The 21,309-nt window shown below is 65.2% G+C and carries 20 protein-coding genes; 10 read left to right on the top strand and 10 right to left on the bottom strand.

Features of this window, described 5'->3' with window-relative positions; all coding sequences use genetic code 11:
* The first annotated feature begins 127 nt into the window (after positions 1-127).
* The 7 genes from AC1D0O_RS13095 (at position 128) to AC1D0O_RS13065 (ending at position 8,213) form a co-directional block, all read left to right on the top strand.
* On the top strand, positions 128-1,663 hold the full coding sequence (locus tag AC1D0O_RS13095) for a CoA-acylating methylmalonate-semialdehyde dehydrogenase (protein WP_477653948.1): 1,536 nt from the start codon (positions 128-130) through the stop codon (positions 1,661-1,663).
* Positions 1,664-1,898: 235 nt separating this feature from the next.
* Positions 1,899-3,014, top strand: a complete 1,116-nt coding sequence (locus AC1D0O_RS13090) for a Re/Si-specific NAD(P)(+) transhydrogenase subunit alpha (protein WP_477653947.1) — start codon at positions 1,899-1,901, stop codon at positions 3,012-3,014.
* Positions 3,011-3,718, top strand: a complete 708-nt coding sequence (locus AC1D0O_RS13085) for a hypothetical protein (RefSeq protein ID WP_477653946.1) — start codon at positions 3,011-3,013, stop codon at positions 3,716-3,718. The genes AC1D0O_RS13090 and AC1D0O_RS13085 overlap by 4 nt, the downstream gene beginning before the upstream one ends.
* Before the next feature lie 6 nt (positions 3,719-3,724).
* Complete coding sequence (locus AC1D0O_RS13080; RefSeq protein WP_074580127.1) at positions 3,725-4,051, top strand: NAD(P) transhydrogenase subunit alpha part 2; 327 nt, start codon at positions 3,725-3,727, stop codon at positions 4,049-4,051.
* Positions 4,048-5,472 (top strand): NAD(P)(+) transhydrogenase (Re/Si-specific) subunit beta, encoded by a 1,425-nt coding sequence (locus AC1D0O_RS13075; RefSeq protein ID WP_477653945.1) that lies wholly within the window; start codon positions 4,048-4,050, stop codon positions 5,470-5,472. The genes AC1D0O_RS13080 and AC1D0O_RS13075 overlap by 4 nt, the downstream gene beginning before the upstream one ends.
* 169 nt (positions 5,473-5,641) lie before the next feature.
* Complete coding sequence (locus AC1D0O_RS13070) at positions 5,642-7,330, top strand: long-chain-fatty-acid--CoA ligase (RefSeq protein ID WP_477653944.1); 1,689 nt, start codon at positions 5,642-5,644, stop codon at positions 7,328-7,330.
* Positions 7,331-7,427: 97 nt separating this feature from the next.
* On the top strand, positions 7,428-8,213 hold the full coding sequence (locus AC1D0O_RS13065) for a 5'-methylthioadenosine/adenosylhomocysteine nucleosidase (RefSeq protein WP_477653943.1): 786 nt from the start codon (positions 7,428-7,430) through the stop codon (positions 8,211-8,213).
* A gap of 11 nt (positions 8,214-8,224) precedes the next feature.
* Here AC1D0O_RS13065 and AC1D0O_RS13060 read toward each other — a convergent pair whose 3' ends face one another.
* Positions 8,225-9,055: a YecA/YgfB family protein gene (locus AC1D0O_RS13060; RefSeq protein ID WP_477653942.1), complete on the bottom strand. Its 831-nt coding sequence runs from the start codon at positions 9,053-9,055 to the stop codon at positions 8,225-8,227.
* Between the two features lie 96 nt (positions 9,056-9,151).
* Between AC1D0O_RS13060 and AC1D0O_RS13055 the strand changes: the two genes are divergently transcribed.
* A complete protein-coding gene (locus AC1D0O_RS13055; RefSeq protein WP_477653941.1) occupies positions 9,152-10,870 on the top strand; it encodes an FMN-binding glutamate synthase family protein in 1,719 nt (572 codons plus the stop codon).
* A 23-nt stretch (positions 10,871-10,893) separates the two neighbouring features.
* Here AC1D0O_RS13055 and AC1D0O_RS13050 read toward each other — a convergent pair whose 3' ends face one another.
* The 8 genes from AC1D0O_RS13050 to argS form a co-directional block, all read right to left on the bottom strand.
* Positions 10,894-11,319, bottom strand: coding sequence for a putative toxin-antitoxin system toxin component, PIN family (locus AC1D0O_RS13050; protein ID WP_477653940.1), 426 nt, complete (start codon positions 11,317-11,319; stop codon positions 10,894-10,896).
* On the bottom strand, positions 11,316-12,722 hold the full coding sequence (locus AC1D0O_RS13045; RefSeq protein WP_477653939.1) for a THUMP domain-containing class I SAM-dependent RNA methyltransferase: 1,407 nt from the start codon (positions 12,720-12,722) through the stop codon (positions 11,316-11,318). Before AC1D0O_RS13045 ends, AC1D0O_RS13050 begins: the two co-directional genes overlap by 4 nt.
* Positions 12,723-12,741: 19 nt before the next feature.
* The gene (locus AC1D0O_RS13040) at positions 12,742-14,277 is read right to left on the bottom strand and encodes an RNA polymerase factor sigma-54 (RefSeq protein ID WP_477653938.1); all 1,536 of its coding nucleotides are present in this window, start codon (positions 14,275-14,277) and stop codon (positions 12,742-12,744) included.
* 135 nt (positions 14,278-14,412) lie between these two features.
* Entirely contained in the window at positions 14,413-15,195 is a 783-nt protein-coding gene (gene lptB, locus AC1D0O_RS13035; RefSeq protein ID WP_477653937.1) for an LPS export ABC transporter ATP-binding protein, read from the bottom strand.
* Between the two features lie 16 nt (positions 15,196-15,211).
* Entirely contained in the window at positions 15,212-15,835 is a 624-nt protein-coding gene (gene lptA, locus AC1D0O_RS13030; RefSeq protein ID WP_477653936.1) for a lipopolysaccharide transport periplasmic protein LptA, read from the bottom strand.
* Between the two features lie 149 nt (positions 15,836-15,984).
* Positions 15,985-16,647: a thiol:disulfide interchange protein DsbA/DsbL gene (locus tag AC1D0O_RS13025; RefSeq protein ID WP_477653935.1), complete on the bottom strand. Its 663-nt coding sequence runs from the start codon at positions 16,645-16,647 to the stop codon at positions 15,985-15,987.
* Positions 16,648-16,764: 117 nt separating this feature from the next.
* Positions 16,765-17,403 (bottom strand): SPOR domain-containing protein, encoded by a 639-nt coding sequence (locus tag AC1D0O_RS13020; protein WP_477653934.1) that lies wholly within the window; start codon positions 17,401-17,403, stop codon positions 16,765-16,767.
* Between the two features lie 59 nt (positions 17,404-17,462).
* Complete coding sequence (gene argS / locus AC1D0O_RS13015; RefSeq protein WP_477653933.1) at positions 17,463-19,148, bottom strand: arginine--tRNA ligase; 1,686 nt, start codon at positions 19,146-19,148, stop codon at positions 17,463-17,465.
* Between the two features lie 133 nt (positions 19,149-19,281).
* On the opposite strand from argS, the gene AC1D0O_RS13010 reads away from it, so the two are divergent.
* On the top strand, positions 19,282-19,572 hold the full coding sequence (locus AC1D0O_RS13010; RefSeq protein WP_477653932.1) for a PsiF family protein: 291 nt from the start codon (positions 19,282-19,284) through the stop codon (positions 19,570-19,572).
* Between the two features lie 62 nt (positions 19,573-19,634).
* Here AC1D0O_RS13010 and AC1D0O_RS13005 read toward each other — a convergent pair whose 3' ends face one another.
* On the bottom strand, positions 19,635-20,555 hold the full coding sequence (locus AC1D0O_RS13005; protein ID WP_477653931.1) for an HTH-type transcriptional regulator ArgP: 921 nt from the start codon (positions 20,553-20,555) through the stop codon (positions 19,635-19,637).
* Positions 20,556-20,668: 113 nt separating this feature from the next.
* On the opposite strand from AC1D0O_RS13005, the gene AC1D0O_RS13000 reads away from it, so the two are divergent.
* Positions 20,669-21,301, top strand: coding sequence for a LysE/ArgO family amino acid transporter (locus AC1D0O_RS13000; RefSeq protein ID WP_477653930.1), 633 nt, complete (start codon positions 20,669-20,671; stop codon positions 21,299-21,301).
* Positions 21,302-21,309: the final 8 nt, after the last annotated feature.

Here is a 21,309-nt window from a genome sequence, read left to right as displayed (position 1 = left end):
CAAAAATATGAACAATGTAATCACAAATGAGGGAGTTATCAATCCGGCCTTGCGAGCCTAGACTGCCATTAAGCCGACCTTTTCGACGCTTGCAACCCGCCGCCAGACCACTCCCAGAGGATTCCCCATGTCTTTATCTCCCGCCGCCGCCGCTCCCCAGGCCACCATAGGCCATTACCTGCAAGGCCGCGTCGCCGCACCGGCCTCGGGCCGCATCCAGGAAGTCTTCAACCCCGCAACCGGCGCGGTGTCGGGCCACGTCGCGCTGGCCAGCACGGCCGAGGTCGATGCCGCCGTGGCGTCCGCGCAGGCGGCCTTTCCGGCCTGGGCCGACACGCCGCCGCTGCGCCGCGCGCGCGTGCTGTTCAAGTTCCTGGAACTGTTGAACCTGAACAAGGACAAGCTGGCCCACATGATCACCGCCGAGCACGGCAAGGTGTTTACCGACGCGCAAGGCGAAGTCTCGCGCGGCATCGACATCGTGGAATTCGCCTGCGGCATCCCGCAGCTGCTCAAGGGCGACTTCACCGACCAGGTCAGCACCGGCATCGACAACTGGACGCTGCGCCAGCCGCTCGGTGTGGTGGCCGGCATCACGCCTTTTAACTTTCCGGTCATGGTGCCGATGTGGATGTTCCCGGTGGCGATTGCCGCCGGCAACTGCTTTGTGCTCAAGCCCAGCCCCATAGACCCCAGCCCCAGCCTCTTCATGGCCGACCTGCTCAAGCAGGCGGGCCTGCCCGACGGCGTTTTCAATGTGGTGCAGGGCGACAAGGAGGCGGTCGACGCGTTGCTGGTGCACCCGGACGTGAAGGCCGTGTCCTTCGTCGGCTCTACGCCGATCGCCAACTACATCTATGAAACCGGCGCGCGCCACGGCAAGCGCGTGCAGGCCCTGGGCGGCGCGAAGAACCACATGGTGGTCATGCCCGACGCCGACCTCGAGCAGGCGGTGGACGCGCTGATAGGCGCGGGCTACGGCTCGGCCGGTGAGCGCTGCATGGCGATCTCGGTGGCCGTGCTGGTCGGCAATGTGGCCGAGAAGCTGATGCCCATGCTGGAGGCACGCGCCAAAACCCTGGTCATCAAGAACGGCGTGGAACTCGACGCCGAGATGGGGCCCATCGTCACCTCGGCCGCGCACCAGCGCATCACGGGCTACATAGACACCGGCGTGAAAGAGGGCGCCAAGCTGCTGGTTGACGGGCGCGGCTTCACGGGTGCCCAGGCCGGCGCCGGCTGCGACAAGGGTTTCTGGATGGGCGGCACGCTGTTCGACCACGTCACGCCCGACATGCGCATCTACAAGGAAGAAATTTTCGGCCCGGTGCTGGGCTGCGTGCGCGTGAAAGACTTCGCCGAAGCGGTGAACCTCATCAACGCCCATGAGTTCGGCAACGGCGTGAGCTGCTTCACCCGCGACGGCCATGTGGCGCGCGAATTCAGCCGGCGCATCCAGGTCGGCATGGTCGGCATCAACGTGCCCATCCCGGTGCCCATGGCCTGGCACGGCTTCGGCGGCTGGAAAAAGAGCCTCTTCGGCGACATGCACGCCTACGGCGAAGAGGGCGTGCGCTTCTACACCAAGCAGAAGTCCATCATGCAGCGCTGGCCCGAAAGCATAGGCAAAGGCGCCGAGTTCGTGATGCCCACGGCCAAATAACACAGGGCACGGCAGGCTGCGACAGCCCCGTCAACCGCATGGCGGCTGGCGGGGCTTATTTTTTTGGCCGGCGTTGGAGCAGGCAAAAACTATAGACTGCCCTGACAAAAAATCGCAAAAATCTCATGTAAGCTTCATGACAGGTACAAACACACACGCAGAAGACAGATCGCGCACAAGCCCGCCCGCGGGCTGATGTCCACCAAGCCCATACCAACGTACTGAGGAGAGACCCATGCTGATTGGGGTACCCGCCGAAATCACGGCCGGAGAAACACGCGTCGCCATCACGCCCGAAACGGCCAAAAAGCTCAAGGCCCAGGGGCATACCGTCCGGGTGCAGTCGGGCGCAGGCGTCGCCGCCAGCGTTCCCGACGAAGCCTACACGGCCGTCGGTGCGGAAATCACCGACGCGGCGGGCGCCTACGGCGCCGACATCGTGCTCAAGGTGCGTTGCCCGCTGGACAGCGAAATGAGCCTGGCCAAAGCCGGCGGTGTGCTGGTCGGCATGCTCAATCCTTTTGACGCCGCCGGGCTGCAGCGCCTGGCCGCGGGCAAGCTGACCTCCTTCGCACTCGAAGCCGCACCGCGCACCAGCCGCGCGCAAAGCATGGACGTGCTGTCTTCCCAGGCCAACATCGCCGGCTACAAGGCCGTGATGATGGCGGCCGACCGCTACCAGCGCTTCTTCCCCATGCTGATGACGGCGGCCGGCACGGTCAAGGCCGCGCGCGTGGTGATCCTGGGTGTCGGCGTCGCCGGCCTGCAGGCCATCGCCACGGCCAAGCGCCTGGGTGCAGTGATCGAAGCCAGCGACGTGCGCCCCAGCGTGAAAGAACAGGTCGAATCGCTGGGCGGCAAGTTCATCGACGTGCCCTATGAAACCGATGAAGAGCGCGAAGCCGCCGTCGGCGTGGGCGGTTATGCCAAACCCATGCCGCCCAGCTGGCTGGAACGGCAAAAGGCCGAAGTCGCCAAGCGCGTGGCGCAGGCCGATGTGGTCATCACTACGGCGCTGATCCCGGGCCGCGCGGCCCCGGTGCTGGTCACCGAGGACATGGTCAAGGCCATGAAGCCAGGCAGCGTGATCGTCGACCTGGCCGCGCCGCAGGGCGGTAACTGCCCGCTCACCGAAGCCGGCAAGACCGTGGTCAAGCACGGCGTGACCTTGATCGGTGAAACCAATGTGCCGGCCCTCGTCGCGGCCGATGCCAGTGCGCTTTACGCGCGTAACCTGCTGGACTTCCTCAAGCTCATCATCACCAAAGAGGGTGAACTGAAGATCGACCTTGAAGACGACATCGTCGCGGCCTGCCTGATGACGCAGGGCGGCGAGGTGAAGAAAAAATGAGTGTCAGGCTGCTTTCGCTGGTGATGCTGGCAGCCGCAATGGCTGCTTCGCCCGCGCATGCCGAAACCGTCAAGGTGGGCAGGGCCAGCATTGAACTGCCGGAAGGAAACTGGAAAGCGCTGGCATCCCGCGATGGGCAAGACACGGTGGACGGCAATGGCACGGGTGGTGCGCTGCCGACCGAAACCCGCTCGTTTGCCTTCATCTCGGGCGGCCGCGTAATGGCCATCCTTTACGTGGACTCGTCAAAGGGCGGTGGGCTTCGCGTCAACTGGGCCAATACCTGCACGAGCAACCAGAACGTCCATGCACTGAACCTGACGAAAGACCCCAATGCGCTCGAATGCGTCCGGGCGTCAATCCCCTTGAAGGCGGAGCTGTATCTCAAGCGTGCCATGCCCGAGGTGTTGAGCGCCATGGAAAGCCAGGGCTTGGCGGTGCCCCCGGCGATTCAAGCCATTGGTGTGACGGTCGGCAGCTCCGGCGGCACCAGCATGCACGTGAATCTGCTGGCGGTGCCGGGCTTTCTCGGTTCGCAGGGCGAAGAAGTTTCAACACTTCCGGCATCCCTGAAACCCGGCCAGCTTGTATGGGCGCGCCAGCTGGCGGCGGCTGTCAAGGGCAGCGTCTACTCCCTGAGCGGCAACATGGCCCTCCCGCCCCTGGCCTTCGCTCCCCACCTTACTTCATCAACTTCTCAATAGGCGATCATGGAAGCAGTTTCCCCCACCATCATCAACCTGATTATTTTTGTCCTGGCCATCTATGTGGGCTACCACGTGGTGTGGACCGTCACGCCGGCCCTGCACACGCCGCTGATGGCGGTGACCAACGCGATTTCGGCCATCGTGATCGTGGGCGCCATGCTGGCCGCCGCGCTGACCGAAACGCCGCTGGGCAAAACCATGGGCGTGCTGGCCGTGGCGCTGGCGGCCGTCAACATCTTCGGCGGCTTCCTGGTGACGCGCCGCATGCTGGAGATGTTCCGCAAGAAAGAAAAGAAAGCCGCTGCGCCCGCTGAAGGAGCCGCCAAATGAGCATGAACCTCGTCACGCTGCTGTACCTGGTAGCCTCCGTCTGTTTCATTCAGGCGCTCAAGGGCCTGTCGCACCCCACCAGTTCGATACGCGGCAACCTGTTCGGCATGGTCGGCATGGCCATTGCCATGCTGACGACTGCCGCGCTGATCGTCGAAATCTCGGGCGGCAAGGCACTGGGCATGGGCTATGTTCTGTTGGGTCTGGTGATTGGTGGGGGCTACGGCGCCTGGCGCGCCAAGACGGTCGAAATGACCAAGATGCCCGAACTGGTGGCCTTCTTCCACAGCATGATCGGTTTGGCCGCGGTCTTTATCGCCGTGGCCGCCGTGGCCGAGCCCTATGCTTTCGGTATCGCGGCCAAAGGCAATCCCATCCCCACCGGCAACCGGCTCGAGTTGTTCCTCGGCGCGGCGATTGGCGCCATCACCTTCAGCGGCTCGGTGATCGCTTTCGGCAAACTGTCGGGCACCTACAAGTTCCGCCTGTTCCAGGGCGCGCCGGTGCAGTTTGCCGGCCAGCACAAGCTGAACCTGGTCCTGGGCCTGCTGACCATAGGCCTGGGGCTGGTGTTCATGTTCACCGGCAGCTGGCCAGCCTTTTTCGCGATGCTGGCGCTGAGCTTCGTGATGGGCGTGCTGATCATCATCCCGATCGGCGGCGCCGACATGCCGGTGGTGGTGTCCATGCTCAACAGCTATTCGGGCTGGGCGGCGGCCGGCATCGGTTTTTCGCTCAACAACTCCATGCTGATCATCGCCGGCTCGCTGGTCGGCTCATCGGGCGCCATCCTCTCGTACATCATGTGCAAAGCGATGAACCGCTCCTTCTTCAACGTGATCCTGGGCGGCTTCGGCGGTGAGCCCGGCGCGGCCGCCGCGGGCGCCAAAGAGCAGCGCCCCGTCAAGTCGGGTTCCGCCGATGACGCCGCCTTCATCCTGGGCAATGCCGAAACCGTGATCATCGTGCCCGGCTACGGCCTGGCGGTGGCGCGCGCGCAGCACTCGGTCAAAGAGCTGGCGCAAAAGCTCATCGAGAAGGGCGTCAACGTCAAGTACGCCATCCACCCGGTGGCCGGCCGCATGCCGGGCCACATGAACGTGCTGCTGGCCGAGGCCGAAGTGCCTTACGACCAGGTGTATGAAATGGAAGACATCAACGCCGAGTTCGGCCAGGCCGACGTCGCCATCATCCTGGGTGCCAATGACGTGGTGAACCCCGCCGCGCACGTCAAGGGCAGCGCCATCTACGGCATGCCCATCCTGGAGGCCTACAAGGCCAAGACGGTCATCGTCAACAAGCGCTCCATGGCGGCCGGCTACGCGGGCCTGGACAACGAGCTCTTCTACATGGACAAAACCATGATGGTCTTCGGCGACGCCAAAAAGGTCATTGAAGACATGGGCAAGGCCATCGAGTAAGCAATAAGCGCCGGCCGACGGGTTTTTCCGCGGCCCCGTGCCGCTCCCTCTGATTTAGAGGAGCTTCCCTTCTGATTTCCCGGGTTTCCTAGGGAAAACGCAATAGCCACGAAGAGGGCGTGCCGTGAGAATCCATGGCTGTAAGCAAAACGTAATGGAGAAGACAAACATGAATGCAGCGACCATTGACCGCCCTTGGCTCAAGGCTTACCCGCCGGGCGTTCCCACCGACATCGACGCGTCGCAATACCCGTCGCTGGTGGCCTTGATGGAGGAAAGCTTCAAGAAGCACGGAAGCCGCGTCGCTTACAGCTTCATGGGCAAGGACGTCACCTTCGCCCAGACCGACAGCCTCTCGATGGCCTTCGGCGCCTACCTGCAAAGCCTCGGCCTTGCCAAAGGCGACCGCGTCGCCATCATGATGCCCAACGTGCCGCAGTATCCGGTGGCTGTGGCCGCCATCCTGCGCGCCGGCTACGTGGTGGTCAACGTCAACCCGCTGTACACGCCGCGCGAGCTCGAGCACCAGCTCAAGGATTCAGGCTCCAAGGCCATCGTCATCATCGAGAATTTCGCCAACACGCTGGAGCAGTGCATCGCCGCCACGCCGGTCAAGCACGTGGTGCTGTGCGCCATGGGCGACCAGCTCGGTATGCTCAAGGGCGCGCTGGTCAACTACGTGGTGCGCAACGTCAAGAAGATGGTGCCGGCCTTCAACCTGCCCGGCGCCGTGCGTTTCAACGACGCTGTGGCGCAGGGCACGCGCGCGACGCTCAAGCGCCCCGACATCAAGCCCGACGACGTGGCCGTGCTGCAGTACACCGGCGGCACCACCGGCGTGTCCAAGGGCGCGGTGCTGCTGCACCGCAACGTGATCGCCAACGTGCTGCAGTCCGAGGCCTGGAACGGCCCGGCCATGGCCAGCATGCAGGCCGGCCAGCAACCCACTTACGTTTGCGCGCTGCCGCTGTACCACATCTTCGCGTTCACCGTGAACATGATGCTGGGCATGCGCACCGGCGGCAAGAACATCCTGATTCCCAACCCGCGCGACCTGCCCGCCGTGCTCAAGGAGCTCTCCAAGCACAAGGTCAACAGCTTCCCGGCGGTCAACACGCTGTTCAACGGGCTGGCCAACCATCCGGACTTCAACACCGTGGACTGGTCGCACCTGAAGGTGTCGCTGGGCGGCGGCATGGCCGTGCAAAGCGCGGTGGCCAAGCTGTGGCTTGAAAAAACCGGCTGCCCGGTCTGCGAGGGCTATGGCCTGTCCGAGACCTCGCCCTCGGCCAGCTGCAACCCGACCAACAGCAAGGCCTTCACCGGCACCATAGGCGTGCCGATTCCCGGCACTTACTTCAAGCTGCTCGACGACGATGGCAATGAAGTGCCGCAAGGCCAGCCCGGCGAGATCGCCATCAAGGGCCCGCAGGTCATGGCCGGCTACTGGCAGCGTCCCGACGAGACCGCCAAGGTCATGACGCCCGACGGCTACTTCAAGTCCGGCGACATCGGCGTGCTCGATGAAAACGGCTTCTTCAGGATCGTCGACCGCAAGAAGGACATGATCCTGGTGAGCGGCTTCAACGTCTACCCGAACGAGATCGAAGACGTGGTCGCCAAGCTTGACGGCGTGATGGAATGCGCCTGCGTGGGCGTGGCCGACGAAAAATCCGGCGAAGCCGTGAAGCTGGTGATCGTCAAGAAGAACCCGGCCCTCACCGAAGCCCAGGTGCGCGAGTACTGCAAGGCCAATCTGACCGGCTATAAGCAGCCCAAGGTGGTGGAGTTCCGCACTGACCTGCCCAAGACACCCGTCGGCAAGATCCTGCGCCGCGAGCTGCGGGACAAAAAATAAGCCGCCGGCTAACAAGTTTTTAGAGCCTGCAAAGGTTTTCTAAGGGCGGCGCGAGTCGCCCTTTTTTGCGTCTGTGCTTTGTGGGCACAATCCTGCCATGCCGACTTCCCAGACCGCTTCAAACACCCCGCCCCCTATTGCCATCCTCAGCGCCCTGTTGCAGGAGCAGCAAGGCCTCATGGAGCTGCTGCACCAGCCGCGCAAGGTGACGCACGCCGGCCGCGATTTCTGGCTCGGCGACCTGCACGGCCGGCCCGTGGTGCTGGCCTTGTCGAGAATCGGCAAGGTGGCGGCCGCCACCACGGCGACTGCGCTGATCGAACGATTCGGCGTGCGCCGCATGGTGTTCACCGGCGTGGCCGGCGGCCTGGGTACGGGAGTGAATGTCGGCGATGTCGTGGTGGCCAGCTATTTTGTGCAGCATGACCTCGATGCCTCGCCGCTGTTTCCGCGTTATGAGGTACCGTTGTACGGCCGCAGCCGCTTCGAGGGTGATGCGGTGCTCACGGCCCTGCTGTTCAAAGCGGCCTCAGCGGCGCTGGGTGGCGGCGGTGATGGCGGCGCGAGCGCGGCCTTTCCGGGCGCGCGCGTGCACCTGGGCTTGATCGCCAGCGGCGACCGGTTTGTCTCAGGCGCTGGCGAGTCGCGCAGCCTGCATGCCGTGCTCACGGGCGCCGGCCACGAGGTGCTGGCAGTCGAGATGGAGGGCGCCGCCGTGGCGCAGGTCTGCCATGACTACGGCGTGTCCTTTGCGGCTGTGCGCACCATCTCGGACCGCGCGGACGACAGCGCGCATGTGGACTTCCCGCGTTTTGTCGAGGAAGTGGCCAGCCGCTATGCGCACGCCATCATGCAGCGGCTGCTGGTGTCGCTGGAGCGGTAAGCGCAGCGGGATCACCCCGCGCCGTGGCACTTCTTGTATTTTTTCCCGCTGCCGCAGTGGCAAAGGTCGTTGCGGCCCGGCGTGGCCTCAACCCGCACCGTTTCCACCTTGGGCCCCAGGGTCTTCCACAGCTCGCGCAGGTCGTACACCGCCCAGATGGCTTCGCCGAAGGCGTTGAGCCGGGCAATGCTGGTGCTGGGCGCGCCGTCTTCGCTCAGGGGTGAAACCTCGGGCGTGGCCGTGTCGTCCTCGGTCATGGCGACCACGGCCTGTAGCGCACCGTCCAGCCACTTGGCGGCATCCTTGTCGCGCGGGGCCATCCATTCGTCGGGCCAGCTCTCGACCGCGAACATAAAACCCAGCGCCCAGACCTGGGCAAAGGCCGGCAGGTCTTCCCCCTTGAAGGCGGCGCGCTCTTCGGGCGCCATCTCGGCCACGGCGCCGCGTATGTCCATCACTTCGGGGTGGTAGCAGTTGTCGTCTTCCAGCGAATCGACTTCGGCATCGAGCGCGGTTTCGACTTCCTGCCAGCGCCGGTTCCACAGCGTGAGGAAGCGCCCACCTTGTTCGGCGCTCGCGAAGGAGCCGCCCTCCGGGTCCGGCGCCTCGCCTTCGGCGGGCACGGCCAGCAGCACAGGCAGGTACTCGTCGGCGGCGATGGGGCGGCGCGAGCAGACCACGGCGGCCATGAAACCCTCGCAGAATTCCCACTGCGGCGTCTCGTCGTAGCGGGCGCGCAAGTCGTCGAGGATGGCGTCGAGCTCGTCAAAGTCTTCGGCTTCAAGGAAAGCCGGCTCCGCCGAGGATGCTGGGGAGGAAGTGGTTTTAGGGGTGGGCTTCATGAAAAACAGTCCTGAGCGTCACGCGAGGCTCTTATGATGCAAAGTGTATCTGCCGCATCGCGGTTATTTTGCCCCTCTCCCCACGGAAGCGCCATCATGTTTCTCCAGCGTCTGGATGCCCGGTTCCCGGTCCGTTACACCTTCATGGCACTGTGCGCATTGGGTGCCTTGTTGGCGCTGTTCAGCCTCATCGCCTTCGGCGTGGGCTGGCTGGCGCTGCTGGCCTGCACCGCGCTGGTCGGGGTGGGTGTGCGCGACCTGCGGCAGACCCGGCATGCGGTGCTGCGCAACTACCCGGTCATAGGCCACATGCGCTTCCTGTTCGAGTTCATCCGGCCCGAGATGCGCCAGTACTTCATCGAAAGCGACAGCGAGGCCACGCCCTTCTCGCGCGCCCAGCGTTCGCTGGTCTACCAGCGCTCCAAGGGCGAGCCCGACAACCGGCCCTTCGGCACGCAGCTCGATGTGGGCGCGCAAGGCTATGAATGGGTCAACCATTCGATGTCGCCGACCAAGCTGGCCTCGCACGACTTCCGCGTCTGGATAGGCGGCTCGCCCGACCATCCCTCGCCTTCGGTCGAGCCCTGCACCCAGCCCTACCATGCCAGTGTCTTCAACATCTCGGCCCTGAGCTTCGGCTCGCTCTCGGCTAACGCCATCATGGCGCTCAACAAGGGCGCCAAGCTCGGCGGCTTCGCGCATGACACGGGCGAGGGATCCATCTCGCAGCACCACCGTCTGCATGGCGGCGACCTGATCTGGGAAATCGGCTCGGGCTATTTCGGTTGCCGCAACGAGGACGGCAGCTTCAGCGAGGAGCGCTTCGCCGCCAATGCGCGCGACCCGCAGGTCAAGCTGATCGAACTCAAGATGAGCCAGGGCGCCAAGCCCGGCCACGGCGGCATCCTGCCCGGCCCCAAAGTCACCGCTGAAATCTCGGCGGCGCGCGGCGTGCCGCAAGGCAAGGACTGCATCTCGCCCTCCAGCCACAGCGCGTTCTCCACGCCGGTCGAGATGATGCATTTCATCGCCAGGCTGCGAAAGCTCTCGGGCGGCAAGCCCACCGGTTTCAAGTTCTGCATAGGCCATCCCTGGGAATGGTTTGCCATCGTCAAGGCCATGCTGGAGACCGGCATCACGCCGGACTTCATCGTGGTGGACGGCGCCGAGGGCGGCACCGGCGCCGCGCCCGTCGAGTTCACCGACCATGTGGGCGCGCCGCTGCAGGAGGGCCTGCTGCTGGTGCACAACACGCTGATCGGCGTGAACCTGCGCAGCCGCGTCTCCATAGGCGCGGCCGGCAAGGTGGTCAGCGCCTTCGACATGGTGCGCCTCATGGCGCTGGGCGCCGACTGGTGCAACGCCGGGCGCGGCTTCATGATGGCGCTGGGCTGCATCCAGGCACAAAGCTGCCACACCGGCAAATGCCCGACCGGCGTGACCACGCAGGACCCGGTGCGCCAGCAGGCGCTGGTGGTGCCCGACAAGGCCGAGCGGGTGCGCAACTTTCACCGCAGCACCCTGCACGCGCTGCAGGAGCTGGTGCAGGCCGCGGGCCTGTGCCACCCGCGCGAGGTCAACGCCCACCACATCGTGCGGCGCCTGACCGACACCGAGGTGCGGCTGCTCAGCAACCTCATCATGCAGGTGGAGCCCGGCGCGCTGCTCGGCTCGCTGGAAAAACAGAACACTGTGTTCAGCTACTACTGGCCGCTGGCCAGCGCGCACAGCTTTCGCGCCAATGGCGCCGCCATGCAGGCGCCGGCCGGGCCCGATGGTGCCCTGGCGTCAGGCGCCGCCGTCGCGGCGGCCTGAATACGCCTGGCCGCCTGCCGCCGCTAAGCCCGCATCGCGCTTTGCGCCCTGACGCCGAGGCTGCCGAGCCGCTTGGCCATGGACAGTACGTGCCGATCCTTGCTCAGCAGCAAGGCTTTGGCCGCCACGGCCAGATCGATGAACTTCTGGTCGTCGGCATCGCTGCAGGTGACGCTGGCCTTGGCGGCCACCTCCAGCAGGCGGGCGTGGCGGTCAAAAGCCGCGAGCACATCATCCACGCCCAATTGGTAAAACGCCAGGCGCGGCGCGATCTGCGGGTAGGCCAGCACGCGTTCAAGCTCATCGCGCATGGCCTGCGTGGCCAGCCAGTCGAGCTCGCCGGCTTCCAGCGCCTGCCTGAGCGGCTGCGCCGCCGCATCGTTGAACACAAACACGTCGAGGACGATGTTGGTGTCCAGGACGACGGGCTGGCGCGCCCCGGCCGTCACGATGCCGGCTCGCGTGCCGTGCCCGCGGCCCCGGGCTTGCCGCGCGCGGAGCCGGCCACCATGTCGAAGCGGAACAGCCGGCATTCGATCGGGCCGTTCCACATGGGCACGCGGCGCGATTCCTTCAGTCGCATCTTGCCGGGAAGCTTGAGGTCGGGCGTCAGCACGTGGGCCGTCCATCCCGCGTAGTTTTTCTTCCAATGCGCGGCCAGCTGCGGAAAGAAGTCGGCCGCTTCCTCACCCCAGGCGTTCTGCGCCTGCTCGCGGCCCGGGTTGGCCGAGCGGTCGCGCGAAGTCTCGAAGGCGGGCTCTTCGCGGCTGTCGCCGTCATCCTGGTTTAGCGGCTGACCGAATTCGTCGATGGGCTGGTTGCGGTGGTCGTGCTGGACGTCCCGGCTCTGCTGGCGGCGCTGGTCGCGGCCCTGCACGCCGGTGATGCCGGCCACACCGGCCACGTCGATACGTTCGCCATAGGGCGGGTTCACCAGCATCACGCCCGAGGGCGCGGGCGGCATGCGCTGCAGCGCGTCGCCGCCGCGGAATTCCACCGCGTTGGCCACGCCGGCGCGCTCGGCATTGCGTTCGGCGAAGTCGACCATGCGGAATGACACGTCGCTGCCGAACACCGGCGCCGTGGGTTCGGTGATGGCGGCTTCGGCCTGGTCCAGCAGACCGTCCCACACATGGCCCTGGAAGGGCAAGTATTTCTGGAAAGCGAAGCGTCGGTTGATGCCGGGCGCGATGTTGCAGGCGATCTGCGCCGCCTCGATGGCGATGGTGCCCGAGCCGCAGCAGGGGTCGTAGAGCGGCACGCCGTCCTTGCACAGCTGGTCCCAGCCGCTGGCGGCGATCATCGCGGCGGCCAGGGTTTCTTTCAGTGGCGCATCACCTTTGTCCTCGCGCCAGCCGCGCTTGAAGAGCGGCTCACCCGAGGTGTCGATGTAAATCGTGACGGTGTCCGTCGTCAGGTGCACATAGACGCGCACGTCGGGCCAGCGCGTATCGACGCTGGGCCGCACGTCGTCGAACTTGGCGCGAAAGCGGTCGGCGATGGCGTCCTTGATCTTCAGCGCCGCGAAGTTCAGGCTTTGCAGCGGGCTGTGCTGGGCGGTGATCTCGACCTTGAAGGTCTGCTTGGGCGTGAACCAGATTTCCCAGGCCACGTTGGCCGCGGCGTTGTAGAGGTCTTGTTCACTGCGGTACTGGTTGTGCTGCAACTCAATCAGCACGCGCTGCGCCAGTCGGCTGTGCAGGTTGAGCTGCAGGGCATCGCGCCAGGAGGCCTGCAACTGCACGCCGGCGCGCCAGGCTTTGCCGTCGATACCGGTGACACGCTTGACCTCGGTGGCCAGCAGGGCCTCAACGCCGGCGGCGCACGGTAAAAACAATTGGAGCTGGTTCATGTCGGACTCTTGAAAGGGCTTACAACGACTTGCGCAAATTAGCCGGTGCGATGCGTAGGGCCTCGCGGTATTTCGCCACGGTGCGGCGCGCGCATTCGATGCCCTGCTCCTTGAGCATTTCGGAAATCTGGTTGTCGCTGAGCGGCTTTTTCAGGCTCTCGGACGAGACGAACTGCTTGATCAGCGCGCGCACCGCGGTGCTGGAGGCGTTGCCGCCGGTTTCGGTGCCGAGGGCGGAGCCGAAGAAATACTTCAGTTCAAAGGTGCCGAAGGGCGTGCCCATGTACTTGGCGGTGGTCACGCGCGAAATCGTGGACTCATGCAGGCCCAGCTCGTCGGCGATCTCGCGCAGCACCAGCGGGCGCATGGCGAGTTCGCCGTGCGTGAAGAAGTTTTTCTGCCGCTCGACGATGGCGCTGCTCACGCGCAGGATGGTGTCGAAGCGCTGCTGGATGTTCTTGATGAACCAGCGCGCCTCCTGCAGCCGCTGCTGCAGCGCCTGGCCGCCCTGGCCCTTGTGCTGCTTGAGGGCGTTGGCGTAGATGTCGTGCACACGCAGGCGCGGCATCACGTCGCCGTTGAGCGAGACCTTGAAACCCCGGCCCGACTTCACGACGATGACGTCGGGCACGATCAGGTTGCGCTCCACGTTCACGAAGCGGCGGCCGGGTTTGGGGTCGAGCCGGCCTATCACGGCAATCGCACCCCGGACGGCGGCTTCGGTGAATCCGCACAGGTGCGACAGGCGCTTCAGGTCGCGTTTGGCCAGCAGTTCCATGGGCTGCTTGCACATGGCGATGGCGGCGCGGGTCTCCTCGCAGTCTTTGCAGTCCAGCAGCTGCAGGCCCAGGCATTCGGCCAGGTTGCGCGCGCCCACGCCGGCCGGCTCCATGTGGTGCAGCAGCTTGAGCGCCATGGCAAAACGCTGCTCGAGGTCTTCGGCCTGTTCCAGGTCGTCCCCGGCCAGGCCCGCCGCGAGCGAAGCCAGGCTGTCTTCGAGGTAGCCGTCGTCATTGAGCGACTCGATCAGGAAATGCAGGGCCGCGCGGTCCTCTTCGGACAGGCGCAGGCCCAGCGACTGGCGGTGCAGATGGTCTTGCAGCGACTCGTGGGCACCTGTCAGGTCGGAGGCCTCGGTGTCGCCCTCGTCGTTATTGTTCTTGCGCGCCGGCGCATCGCTGCCCCATTCGCTGTCGTCGGGCGTGGTCTCCACCGTGCCGTCGCCTTCCCAGCTTTCCTCGAGCTTGGGTTCGGCGCTGACTTCGGCTTCGCCTGCAGCTGAAATGCCAGCGTCCTCAGTGCCGCCGCTCGGCGACTCCGCCGCGGATTCAAACTCGCGGCTGTCCTGGCTGACCGGCGTGTTGAGGTGCTCCAGGCCGAACTCCTCTCGTACAGCGGTTTCTTCCGCCACCTCGAGAAACGGGTTTTCGTCGAGCATCTGCTCGACTTCCTGGCTCAGCTCGAGCGTCGACAGCTGCAGCAGCCGTATCGACTGCTGCAGCTGGGGCGTCAGCGCGAGGTGCTGCGAGACGCGGAGTGACAAACCCTGCTTCATGTCAACGGTCTCTGATGAGCGCGAAGAAGGAGTTCGAGCAGGGGCCGCGGAACTGGCTTTGCCAGGCCGCAGGCGCCGTCCCCGGAGGGGGAGAGGGAGCTACACGAAGTGAGCGACAACAGGGGGGAACCATCTCTACATCTTGAAGTGTTCACCGAGATAGACGCGGCGTACGTCGGCGTTGTTCACGATCTCGGAGGGCGTGCCTTGGGCCAGCACGTGGCCGTCGCTGATGATGTAGGCGTGGTCGCAGATGCCCAGCGTTTCGCGCACGTTGTGGTCGGTGATCAGCACGCCGATGCCGCGCGACTTCAGGAAGCCGATGATGCGCTGGATCTCGATCACGGCGATCGGGTCAATGCCGGCAAAAGGCTCGTCGAGCAGGATGAAGCGCGGCTGGGTCGCAAGGGCGCGGGCGATCTCGACGCGGCGGCGCTCGCCGCCCGACAGCGCCGGGGCCGGCGAATTGCGCAGGTGGTCCACCCGCAGGTCCTGCAGCAGGCCGTCCAGCCGCGACTCGATCTCGGCGCGGCCCAGCGGCTTGCCGTTCGCGCCCAGCTGCAGTTCCAGCACGGCGCGCACGTTTTCCTCCACCGTGAGCTTGCGGAAGATCGACGCTTCCTGCGGCAGGTAGCTCAGGCCCAGGCGGGCGCGCAGGTGAATCGGCATGTGCTCGACCGACTGGCCGTCGATGGAGATCTCGCCCGCGTCGGCGCGCACCAAGCCCACGATCATGTAGAACGAAGTCGTCTTGCCGGCGCCGTTGGGGCCCAGCAGGCCCACGACCTCGCCTTTTTGCACGGCCACCGAGACGTCCTGAACGACCTTGCGGCTGCCGTAGGATTTTTGCAGCCCTTGCGCAACGAGGCGGCTGGGGGTCGCGGCCGGGGCCGCCGAAGTGTCAGTCACCACATCCATCTGTGAAAGGTTCTTTCTAGTTCTTTTCAGTGCCCAGCGTGGTGCTGGGGCGCAAGGCGGCGGGCGGGGCCGCGGGTGCGGTGGCCGGGGCCGACGCAGCGGCGCGCGGCGAGAGCATGGCGCGTATCCGGCCGCTCGGATTGGCGGCGGTCTGGTTCTGCGCGCCGCCGTCCACGGTGAAGACGTCGGTGTTGTTGTCGTAGACGATCACGGCGCCTGTGGTTTCGTCCACCAGGGTGGCGCCGTTGTAGCGGCGCACCACGGCCCGCTTGATGAATTTGACGAGGTCGGCGCGGCTGTCGTATTCGATGCGCTCGCCTTCGCCTTCGATGTATTCGTCCACGCCGTCGCGCTTTTTGCGGTAGAAGGCCAGCTTGCCGGGCGCCGCGATGGAGACCGCCTGCTGGTAGCCCTCGGGGTCCTGCATGACGTCGACGCGCGCGCCGCGCACGATGGTCGTGCCTTTGGTGATCACCACGTTGCCGGTGAACACGCTGGTCTGCTTGAGGTCGTCATAACGCAGGGCGTCGGCCTCCGCGTTCATGGGCTTGTCCCGGTCGGCTTTTTCAGCCCAGGCCGGAAACGCCGCCCCCAGCGCCAAAGCGGCCGGCAGGATGAGGAAATAAAGGGGGTGTTTCATAAGGCACGAATCTTGCTGCTTTGGGGTTCGGCCATTGTAGCCATGCAAGCCGCGGGAATGGCTTGCACGGGGAATATTAGGGGCATAAAAAAACCCGCCTGGAATGAGGCGGGTTTTGAAGCGGCGAGCCGCTACGGGCCCGGAGCGTCTTATTTGCCCTTGCCGCGCGACTGCGCGATCAGCGCATCCGTGACCTGCAGGGCACGGCCCATGCTCTGGGCCAGGGTGGCCGAGGTGTAGTAGCGCCCGGCAATGCCCAGCGCCGGCACGCCGTCGACCTTGTAGATGTCCTGCAACTGCGTGGCCTTGCGGGCTTTGGTGGTGACCGTGAAGGAGTTGTACATCTCGACGAACTTGGCTTTGTCGATGCCCTGCTTTTCGGCCCAGGTGGTAATCGAGTCGGCATTGGCGAGCGCGAATTTTTCCACGTGGATGGCGTAAAACACCTTTTTGTGGAGCTCCTCGACCTTGCCCATGGCCTCCAGCACGTAAAAAAGGCGTTGCTGGGGTTCGAAATCGGGGCGGAAGGCCACCGGCACGCGCCGCACGGTCACATCCTTGGGCGCCTGCTTCATCCAGGCCTCGAGCTGCGGCTCAAAGGCGTTGCAATGCGGGCAGCTGTACCAGAAGAACTCGACCACCTCCACCTGGCCGGCGGGGACTTCGGTGGGTGCCGGCTTGTCCAGCGTCAGGTAATCGGCGCCGTCCTTGAAGGCCTTGGCCTGGGCTTGCGCCATGGTGGGCAGGGCGATGCCGCCCAGGGTGGCGACGGCAGCCGAGGCGGCTGTAAAGGAAAACTCACGGCGTTGCATCAGATTCTTCTCCTGGTATGACAGAAATGGTGGGTAAGCCGCCCCTCCGGACGGCGGCCCTCAGGGTGCGGGGCACAGGGGTTTGTACACCAGCCTCGTGAAAAGTTCAGCCTATCGTCAGCGCTGCACGCGGACCAGCGCGGTTTCGATGGAATTGTTGTCCAGCCGCTCCTTGGCTTTGTCAGCGTCTTCCTTTTTGTCGAAAGGCCCGAGACGCACGCGGTACACGGTGCGGCCGGCCTGTTCGCGCTCGGTGACCTTGGCCTGCATGCCCAGCAGCATCAGCTTGGCGCGCTGCTGTTCGGCGTCTTCGGGTGTGCGGAAGGCGCCGGCCTGGATGAAGTAGCTGAAAGGGTCCACGCCCGGGCTGGATGACAGGCCTTCGACCTTGGCCTTGGCCAGGTCGCCCAGCGGATCGGCCGCGGGTGCGGGCTTGGCGGCGGTTCTGGCGGGCGCCGAGGCGGCGGCCTTGGGGCCGGCGGACGGGTCGGGAACGGCGACGCTGGGTGTTTCGGCGGGGCCCTGGGCAGGCGCCGGCGGCTTGGGCTGGTTCTTGCCGGCCAGCGGCGCGTTCGGGTTCCAGTCCTTGTTCTTCTTGGCTTCCGCGGCATCGCTGTCGGGGCTGCGTGCCTGGCTTTTGTTCATGAAAGGCACAGGCACCTTGGTGATGTAGACCGCCACGGCCAGCGCGGCGCCCAGGCCGATCAAGGCGCCAATCACCAAACCCAGCAGGGTTCCGCCTCTTTGAGTGTTCATTCCCTTGCCCACGTTCATTGTCTTGTCCTGAAAATTAGGGTGCTATCGGCATGCTTGCATTACATCTTGCGCGGGGCGCTCACGCCCAGCACCGCGAGGCCATTGTGCAACACCTGCGCGGTCGCCGCGACCAGCGCCAGCCGGGCGCGCTTGACGGCCTCGTCATCGACCAGGATGCGTTCGGCATCGTAGTAGCTGTGGTAGTTCGCGGCCAGCTCGCGCAGGTAGAACGCGACGTCGTGCGGCGCCAGGCCGGCCGCCGCATTGGCCAGCATCTCGGGGTATTTGGCCAGCAGCAGCATCAGCGCCTGGGCCTGCGGGCTGTCCAGGGCCGAGAGGTCAGCAGACTTCAGGCTGGCTTCGTCGCCGCCCTGGCCGGCCCAGGTGGTCAGGATGGAGCAGATGCGCGCGTGCGCGTACTGCACGTAGTACACCGGGTTCTCATTGTTCTTGGCCAGCGCCAGGTCGATGTCGAAGATGTACTCGGTGTCGGGCTTGCGGCTGAGCAAAAAGAAGCGCACGGCGTCGGCGCTGGTCCATTCGATCAGGTCGCGCAGGGTGACGTAGCTGCCGGCGCGCTTGGAGATTTTGACCTCCTCGCCGTTGCGCATCACGCGCACCATGGTGTGCAGCACGTAGTCGGGGTAGCCCTGGGGGATGCCCTCGCCGGCGGCCTGCAGCCCGGCGCGCACGCGGGCGATGGTGCCGTGGTGGTCCATGCCCTGGATGTTGATCGCCTTGCCGAACCCGCGCTCCCATTTTGCCAGGTGGTAGGCCACGTCGGGCACGAAGTAGGTATAGCTGCCGTCGCTCTTTTTCATCACGCGGTCTTTGTCGTCGCCGTAGTCGGTCGACTTCAGCCACAGCGCGCCGTCCTGTTCGTAGGTCTTGCCGGCGTCCTTGAGTTTGGCCACGGTGGCGTCGACGCGGCCCGAGCTGTACAGGCTGGACTCGAGGTAATAGTTGTCGAACTTCACCGAGAAAGCCTTGAGGTCCAGGTCCTGCTCGTGGCGCAGGTAGGCCACGGCGAACTGGCGTATCGAGTCCATGTCTTCCACGTCGCCCGAGGCGGTGAATTCGCGGTCATCCGAGCTGACCGTCTTTTTCGCCAGGAAGTCGGCCGCGATGTCGGCGATATAGTCGCCGTTGTAGGCCGACTCGGGCCAGCCGGTGTCGCCGGGCTTGAGGCCCTTGGCGCGCGCCTGCGTGCTGCCGGCCAGGGTCTGGATCTGCACGCCTGCGTCGTTGTAATAGAACTCGCGCCACACCTGCGCGCCCTGGGTGGCGAACAGGTTGCAGATCGCGTCGCCCAGCGCGGCCTGCCTGCCGTGGCCCACGTGCAGCGGCCCGGTCGGGTTGGCCGAGACGAACTCGACGATCATGCGCCGTCCGCTGTCCGCGGCTTGCGTGCCGTAGGCGGCGCCGGCCTGCAGCACCTCGCGCACGGTTTCCTGCTTGGCGGCGGGCTTGAGGCGGATGTTGATGAAGCCGGGGCCGGCGATCTCGATGGCGTCCACCCAGCGTTCAAAGGCCGGGGCCTTGAGCAGGATGGCGCGCAGGCTTTCGGCGACTTGGCGCGGATTCAGTTTGAGCGGCTTGGCCAGCTGCATGGCGGCCGTGCAGGCGAGGTCGCCGTGGGCCGCAACCTTGGGGGATTCAAATGCGGCCTTGTCGCCCGCGCCGGGGGAAAGTTCTTCCAGGCCCGCGGCCAGGGCCGTGAGCAGGTCTTTTTTAATCGAGAGCATCGGCTGATTTTACGGTTAAGCCATGCGCCGCCTGGGGCCCGCAGATACCCGGTCATCGAATTTGCCCGGCCCGGCGTTATGTGTTGGAATTCCAGCCGGAACTCAATCCCGATTCCCAACCCATGGAGCCATCATGAAAAAGCTGTTATCCCTGACCGCCTTCGCATTTGCCGCCGCCGCCATCCTGTCCCCGGTGGCGCATGCCCAGGACGCTCCCGCCAAGACCGCGCAGCAGACCAAGATGGGTGCCTGCAACAAGGACGCAGAAGGCAAGAAGGGCGATGAGCGCAAAGCCTTCATGAAGGAATGCCTGAGCGCCAAGAAGGCGACGCAGCAAGACAAGATGAAAACCTGCAATGCCGACGCCAAAGGCAAAAAAGGCGACGAACGCAAGGCCTTCATGAAAGAGTGCCTGAGCAAGTAAACCAGCCAGCCTCACTCAAGCAGCCTGCCACGGATCCCCTGGCAGGCTGTTTTTTTTCCGCGTCAATCCTGCAGCAACTGCGCCTTCGCTGCCTGCTTGACGGCCTGCGTGAGCCTCTGTGCCGCCAGCGGTTCGCGCGCCCAATGCTGCCAATACAGCCGCACGTCGACCGCGCAGCCCGGCAACACTTCCTGCAGCGGCGGGCGGTGGGTGCGCGCCGCCAGCAGGATGTCGGGCACCATGCCCCAGCCCATGCCGAGTTCCAGCGCGAGTTCGAAGGCATCGACGGCCGGCACGAAGTGGCGCGGGTAGAGCGCATCACGCAGCTTGAAGTGCTGCGCCAGGAAGGCGTCCTGCAACGCGTCCTTGCGGTTGAAGATCACGGCCGGGCTGGCCAGCAGGCGGTGGGCCAGGCGATTCGGTCCCGCCGCCTTGCCTACTGCGGGCTCGCTCCACTGCGCAACCAGCGCCGGCGAGGCCATGCAGCGGTAGCGCATCACGCCCAGCGGCTCGGCCACGCAGCCGCGCATGGCCTGGGCCAGCGTGGTCACGCAGCCGGTGACGTCGCCGCTTTTGAGCGCATCGTGGGTGTGGTCCTGGTCGTCCACCACCACGTCCAGCAACAGGCCATGCTCATGCAGTACCGGCGCCACGCCCGGTAAAAACCAGCTGCTCAGGGAGTCCGCATTCACCGCCACGCTGAGGCTTTGCAGGCGCCCGGCCTTGCCGCCGCCTTGCAGGCCTGCCAGCAAATCGGACTCCATCAGCCGCAGTTGCCGCACATGGCCGAGCAGTGCCTGGCCGGCCGGCGTGGCGCGCACCTGCTTGCCCCGCACCAGCAGGCGCTGGCCCAGCGCGTCTTCCAGCGATTTGATGCGCAGGGACACGGCGGCCAGGGTCAGGCTCAGGGCTTTGGCGGCATCGCCGAAGCCGCCGTGTTCGATCACGGCGGCCAGGGCGTCCAGTTGTCGGGCATCGAACATGGTTGATTTATCAAGTATTAATTGATCGAAGCTAATTTTAGTTAACTTTGTTTAATCATTATCGGCTTTGCGGGACACTGCGTACAGAACCGACATCTATTCAAAGAACCGCCATGAACCCCCTTGCCGCCCCCGCTTTCCTGACCGGTATGGTCCTGAGCCTGTCGCTGATCATGGCCATAGGCCCGCAAAACGCCCACGTGATACGCATGGGCCTGTTGCGCCAGCACCTGTGGCTCACGGTCGCCGTCTGCGTGCTGACCGACGTGGCACTGATCGGCCTGGGCGTGATGGGGCTGGCGCAACTGGGCGGCCTGTCCGACAAACTGCTGGGCGCGATGACGGGCGCGGGTGCGCTGGTGCTGATGGTTTATGGCGCGCAGGCGATGCGGCGCTTTTTGCAGCCGGCGCCGCAGGCGGCCGACGGCGCACCGCTCGCCGACCAGGCCATTTCGCGCCGCAAGGCCATCGGCCTGGCGCTCGCGCTTTCCTGGCTCAATCCCCATGCCTGGCTGGATACGGCGGTGGTGATAGGCACGGCCTCGCTGGCCTATGCGCAGCCCGACAACGCGGTCTTCGGCCTGGGCGCCATCACCGGTTCGCTGCTGTGGTTCACCGGCCTGGGTGTCGCCTTGTGGTGCGTGGGGCGACGGCTCAATTCACCGGTGGTGTGGCGCGCCATGGATTTGCTGGTCGCGCTGATGATGTGGGGCACGGCGTTCTGGCTGGTGCGCGGCCTGCTTTAAAAGGTAAG

This window comes from Polaromonas sp. P1_F2 (assembly GCF_056405735.1).
Note: the sequence above shows the minus strand (reverse complement) of the source record. Positions and strands in the feature narration are given on the sequence as shown.

Excerpts from the sequence above, each read along its gene's own strand:
- AC1D0O_RS13095 (WP_477653948.1), top strand. The coding sequence starts at position 128 with ATGTCTTTATCTCCCGCCGCCGCCGCTCCCCAGGCCACCATAGGCCAT.
- AC1D0O_RS13090 (WP_477653947.1), top strand. The coding sequence starts at position 1,899 with ATGCTGATTGGGGTACCCGCCGAAATCACGGCCGGAGAAACACGCGTC.
- AC1D0O_RS13085 (WP_477653946.1), top strand. The coding sequence starts at position 3,011 with ATGAGTGTCAGGCTGCTTTCGCTGGTGATGCTGGCAGCCGCAATGGCT.
- AC1D0O_RS13080 (WP_074580127.1), top strand. The coding sequence starts at position 3,725 with ATGGAAGCAGTTTCCCCCACCATCATCAACCTGATTATTTTTGTCCTG.
- AC1D0O_RS13075 (WP_477653945.1), top strand. The coding sequence starts at position 4,048 with ATGAGCATGAACCTCGTCACGCTGCTGTACCTGGTAGCCTCCGTCTGT.
- AC1D0O_RS13070 (WP_477653944.1), top strand. The coding sequence starts at position 5,642 with ATGAATGCAGCGACCATTGACCGCCCTTGGCTCAAGGCTTACCCGCCG.
- AC1D0O_RS13065 (WP_477653943.1), top strand. The coding sequence starts at position 7,428 with ATGCCGACTTCCCAGACCGCTTCAAACACCCCGCCCCCTATTGCCATC.
- AC1D0O_RS13060 (WP_477653942.1), bottom strand. The coding sequence starts at position 9,055 with ATGAAGCCCACCCCTAAAACCACTTCCTCCCCAGCATCCTCGGCGGAG.
- AC1D0O_RS13055 (WP_477653941.1), top strand. The coding sequence starts at position 9,152 with ATGTTTCTCCAGCGTCTGGATGCCCGGTTCCCGGTCCGTTACACCTTC.
- AC1D0O_RS13045 (WP_477653939.1), bottom strand. The coding sequence starts at position 12,722 with ATGAACCAGCTCCAATTGTTTTTACCGTGCGCCGCCGGCGTTGAGGCC.
- AC1D0O_RS13040 (WP_477653938.1), bottom strand. The coding sequence starts at position 14,277 with ATGAAGCAGGGTTTGTCACTCCGCGTCTCGCAGCACCTCGCGCTGACG.
- lptB (WP_477653937.1), bottom strand. The coding sequence starts at position 15,195 with ATGGATGTGGTGACTGACACTTCGGCGGCCCCGGCCGCGACCCCCAGC.
- lptA (WP_477653936.1), bottom strand. The coding sequence starts at position 15,835 with ATGAAACACCCCCTTTATTTCCTCATCCTGCCGGCCGCTTTGGCGCTG.
- AC1D0O_RS13025 (WP_477653935.1), bottom strand. The coding sequence starts at position 16,647 with ATGCAACGCCGTGAGTTTTCCTTTACAGCCGCCTCGGCTGCCGTCGCC.
- AC1D0O_RS13020 (WP_477653934.1), bottom strand. The coding sequence starts at position 17,403 with ATGAACACTCAAAGAGGCGGAACCCTGCTGGGTTTGGTGATTGGCGCC.
- argS (WP_477653933.1), bottom strand. The coding sequence starts at position 19,148 with ATGCTCTCGATTAAAAAAGACCTGCTCACGGCCCTGGCCGCGGGCCTG.
- AC1D0O_RS13010 (WP_477653932.1), top strand. The coding sequence starts at position 19,282 with ATGAAAAAGCTGTTATCCCTGACCGCCTTCGCATTTGCCGCCGCCGCC.
- AC1D0O_RS13005 (WP_477653931.1), bottom strand. The coding sequence starts at position 20,555 with ATGTTCGATGCCCGACAACTGGACGCCCTGGCCGCCGTGATCGAACAC.
- AC1D0O_RS13000 (WP_477653930.1), top strand. The coding sequence starts at position 20,669 with ATGAACCCCCTTGCCGCCCCCGCTTTCCTGACCGGTATGGTCCTGAGC.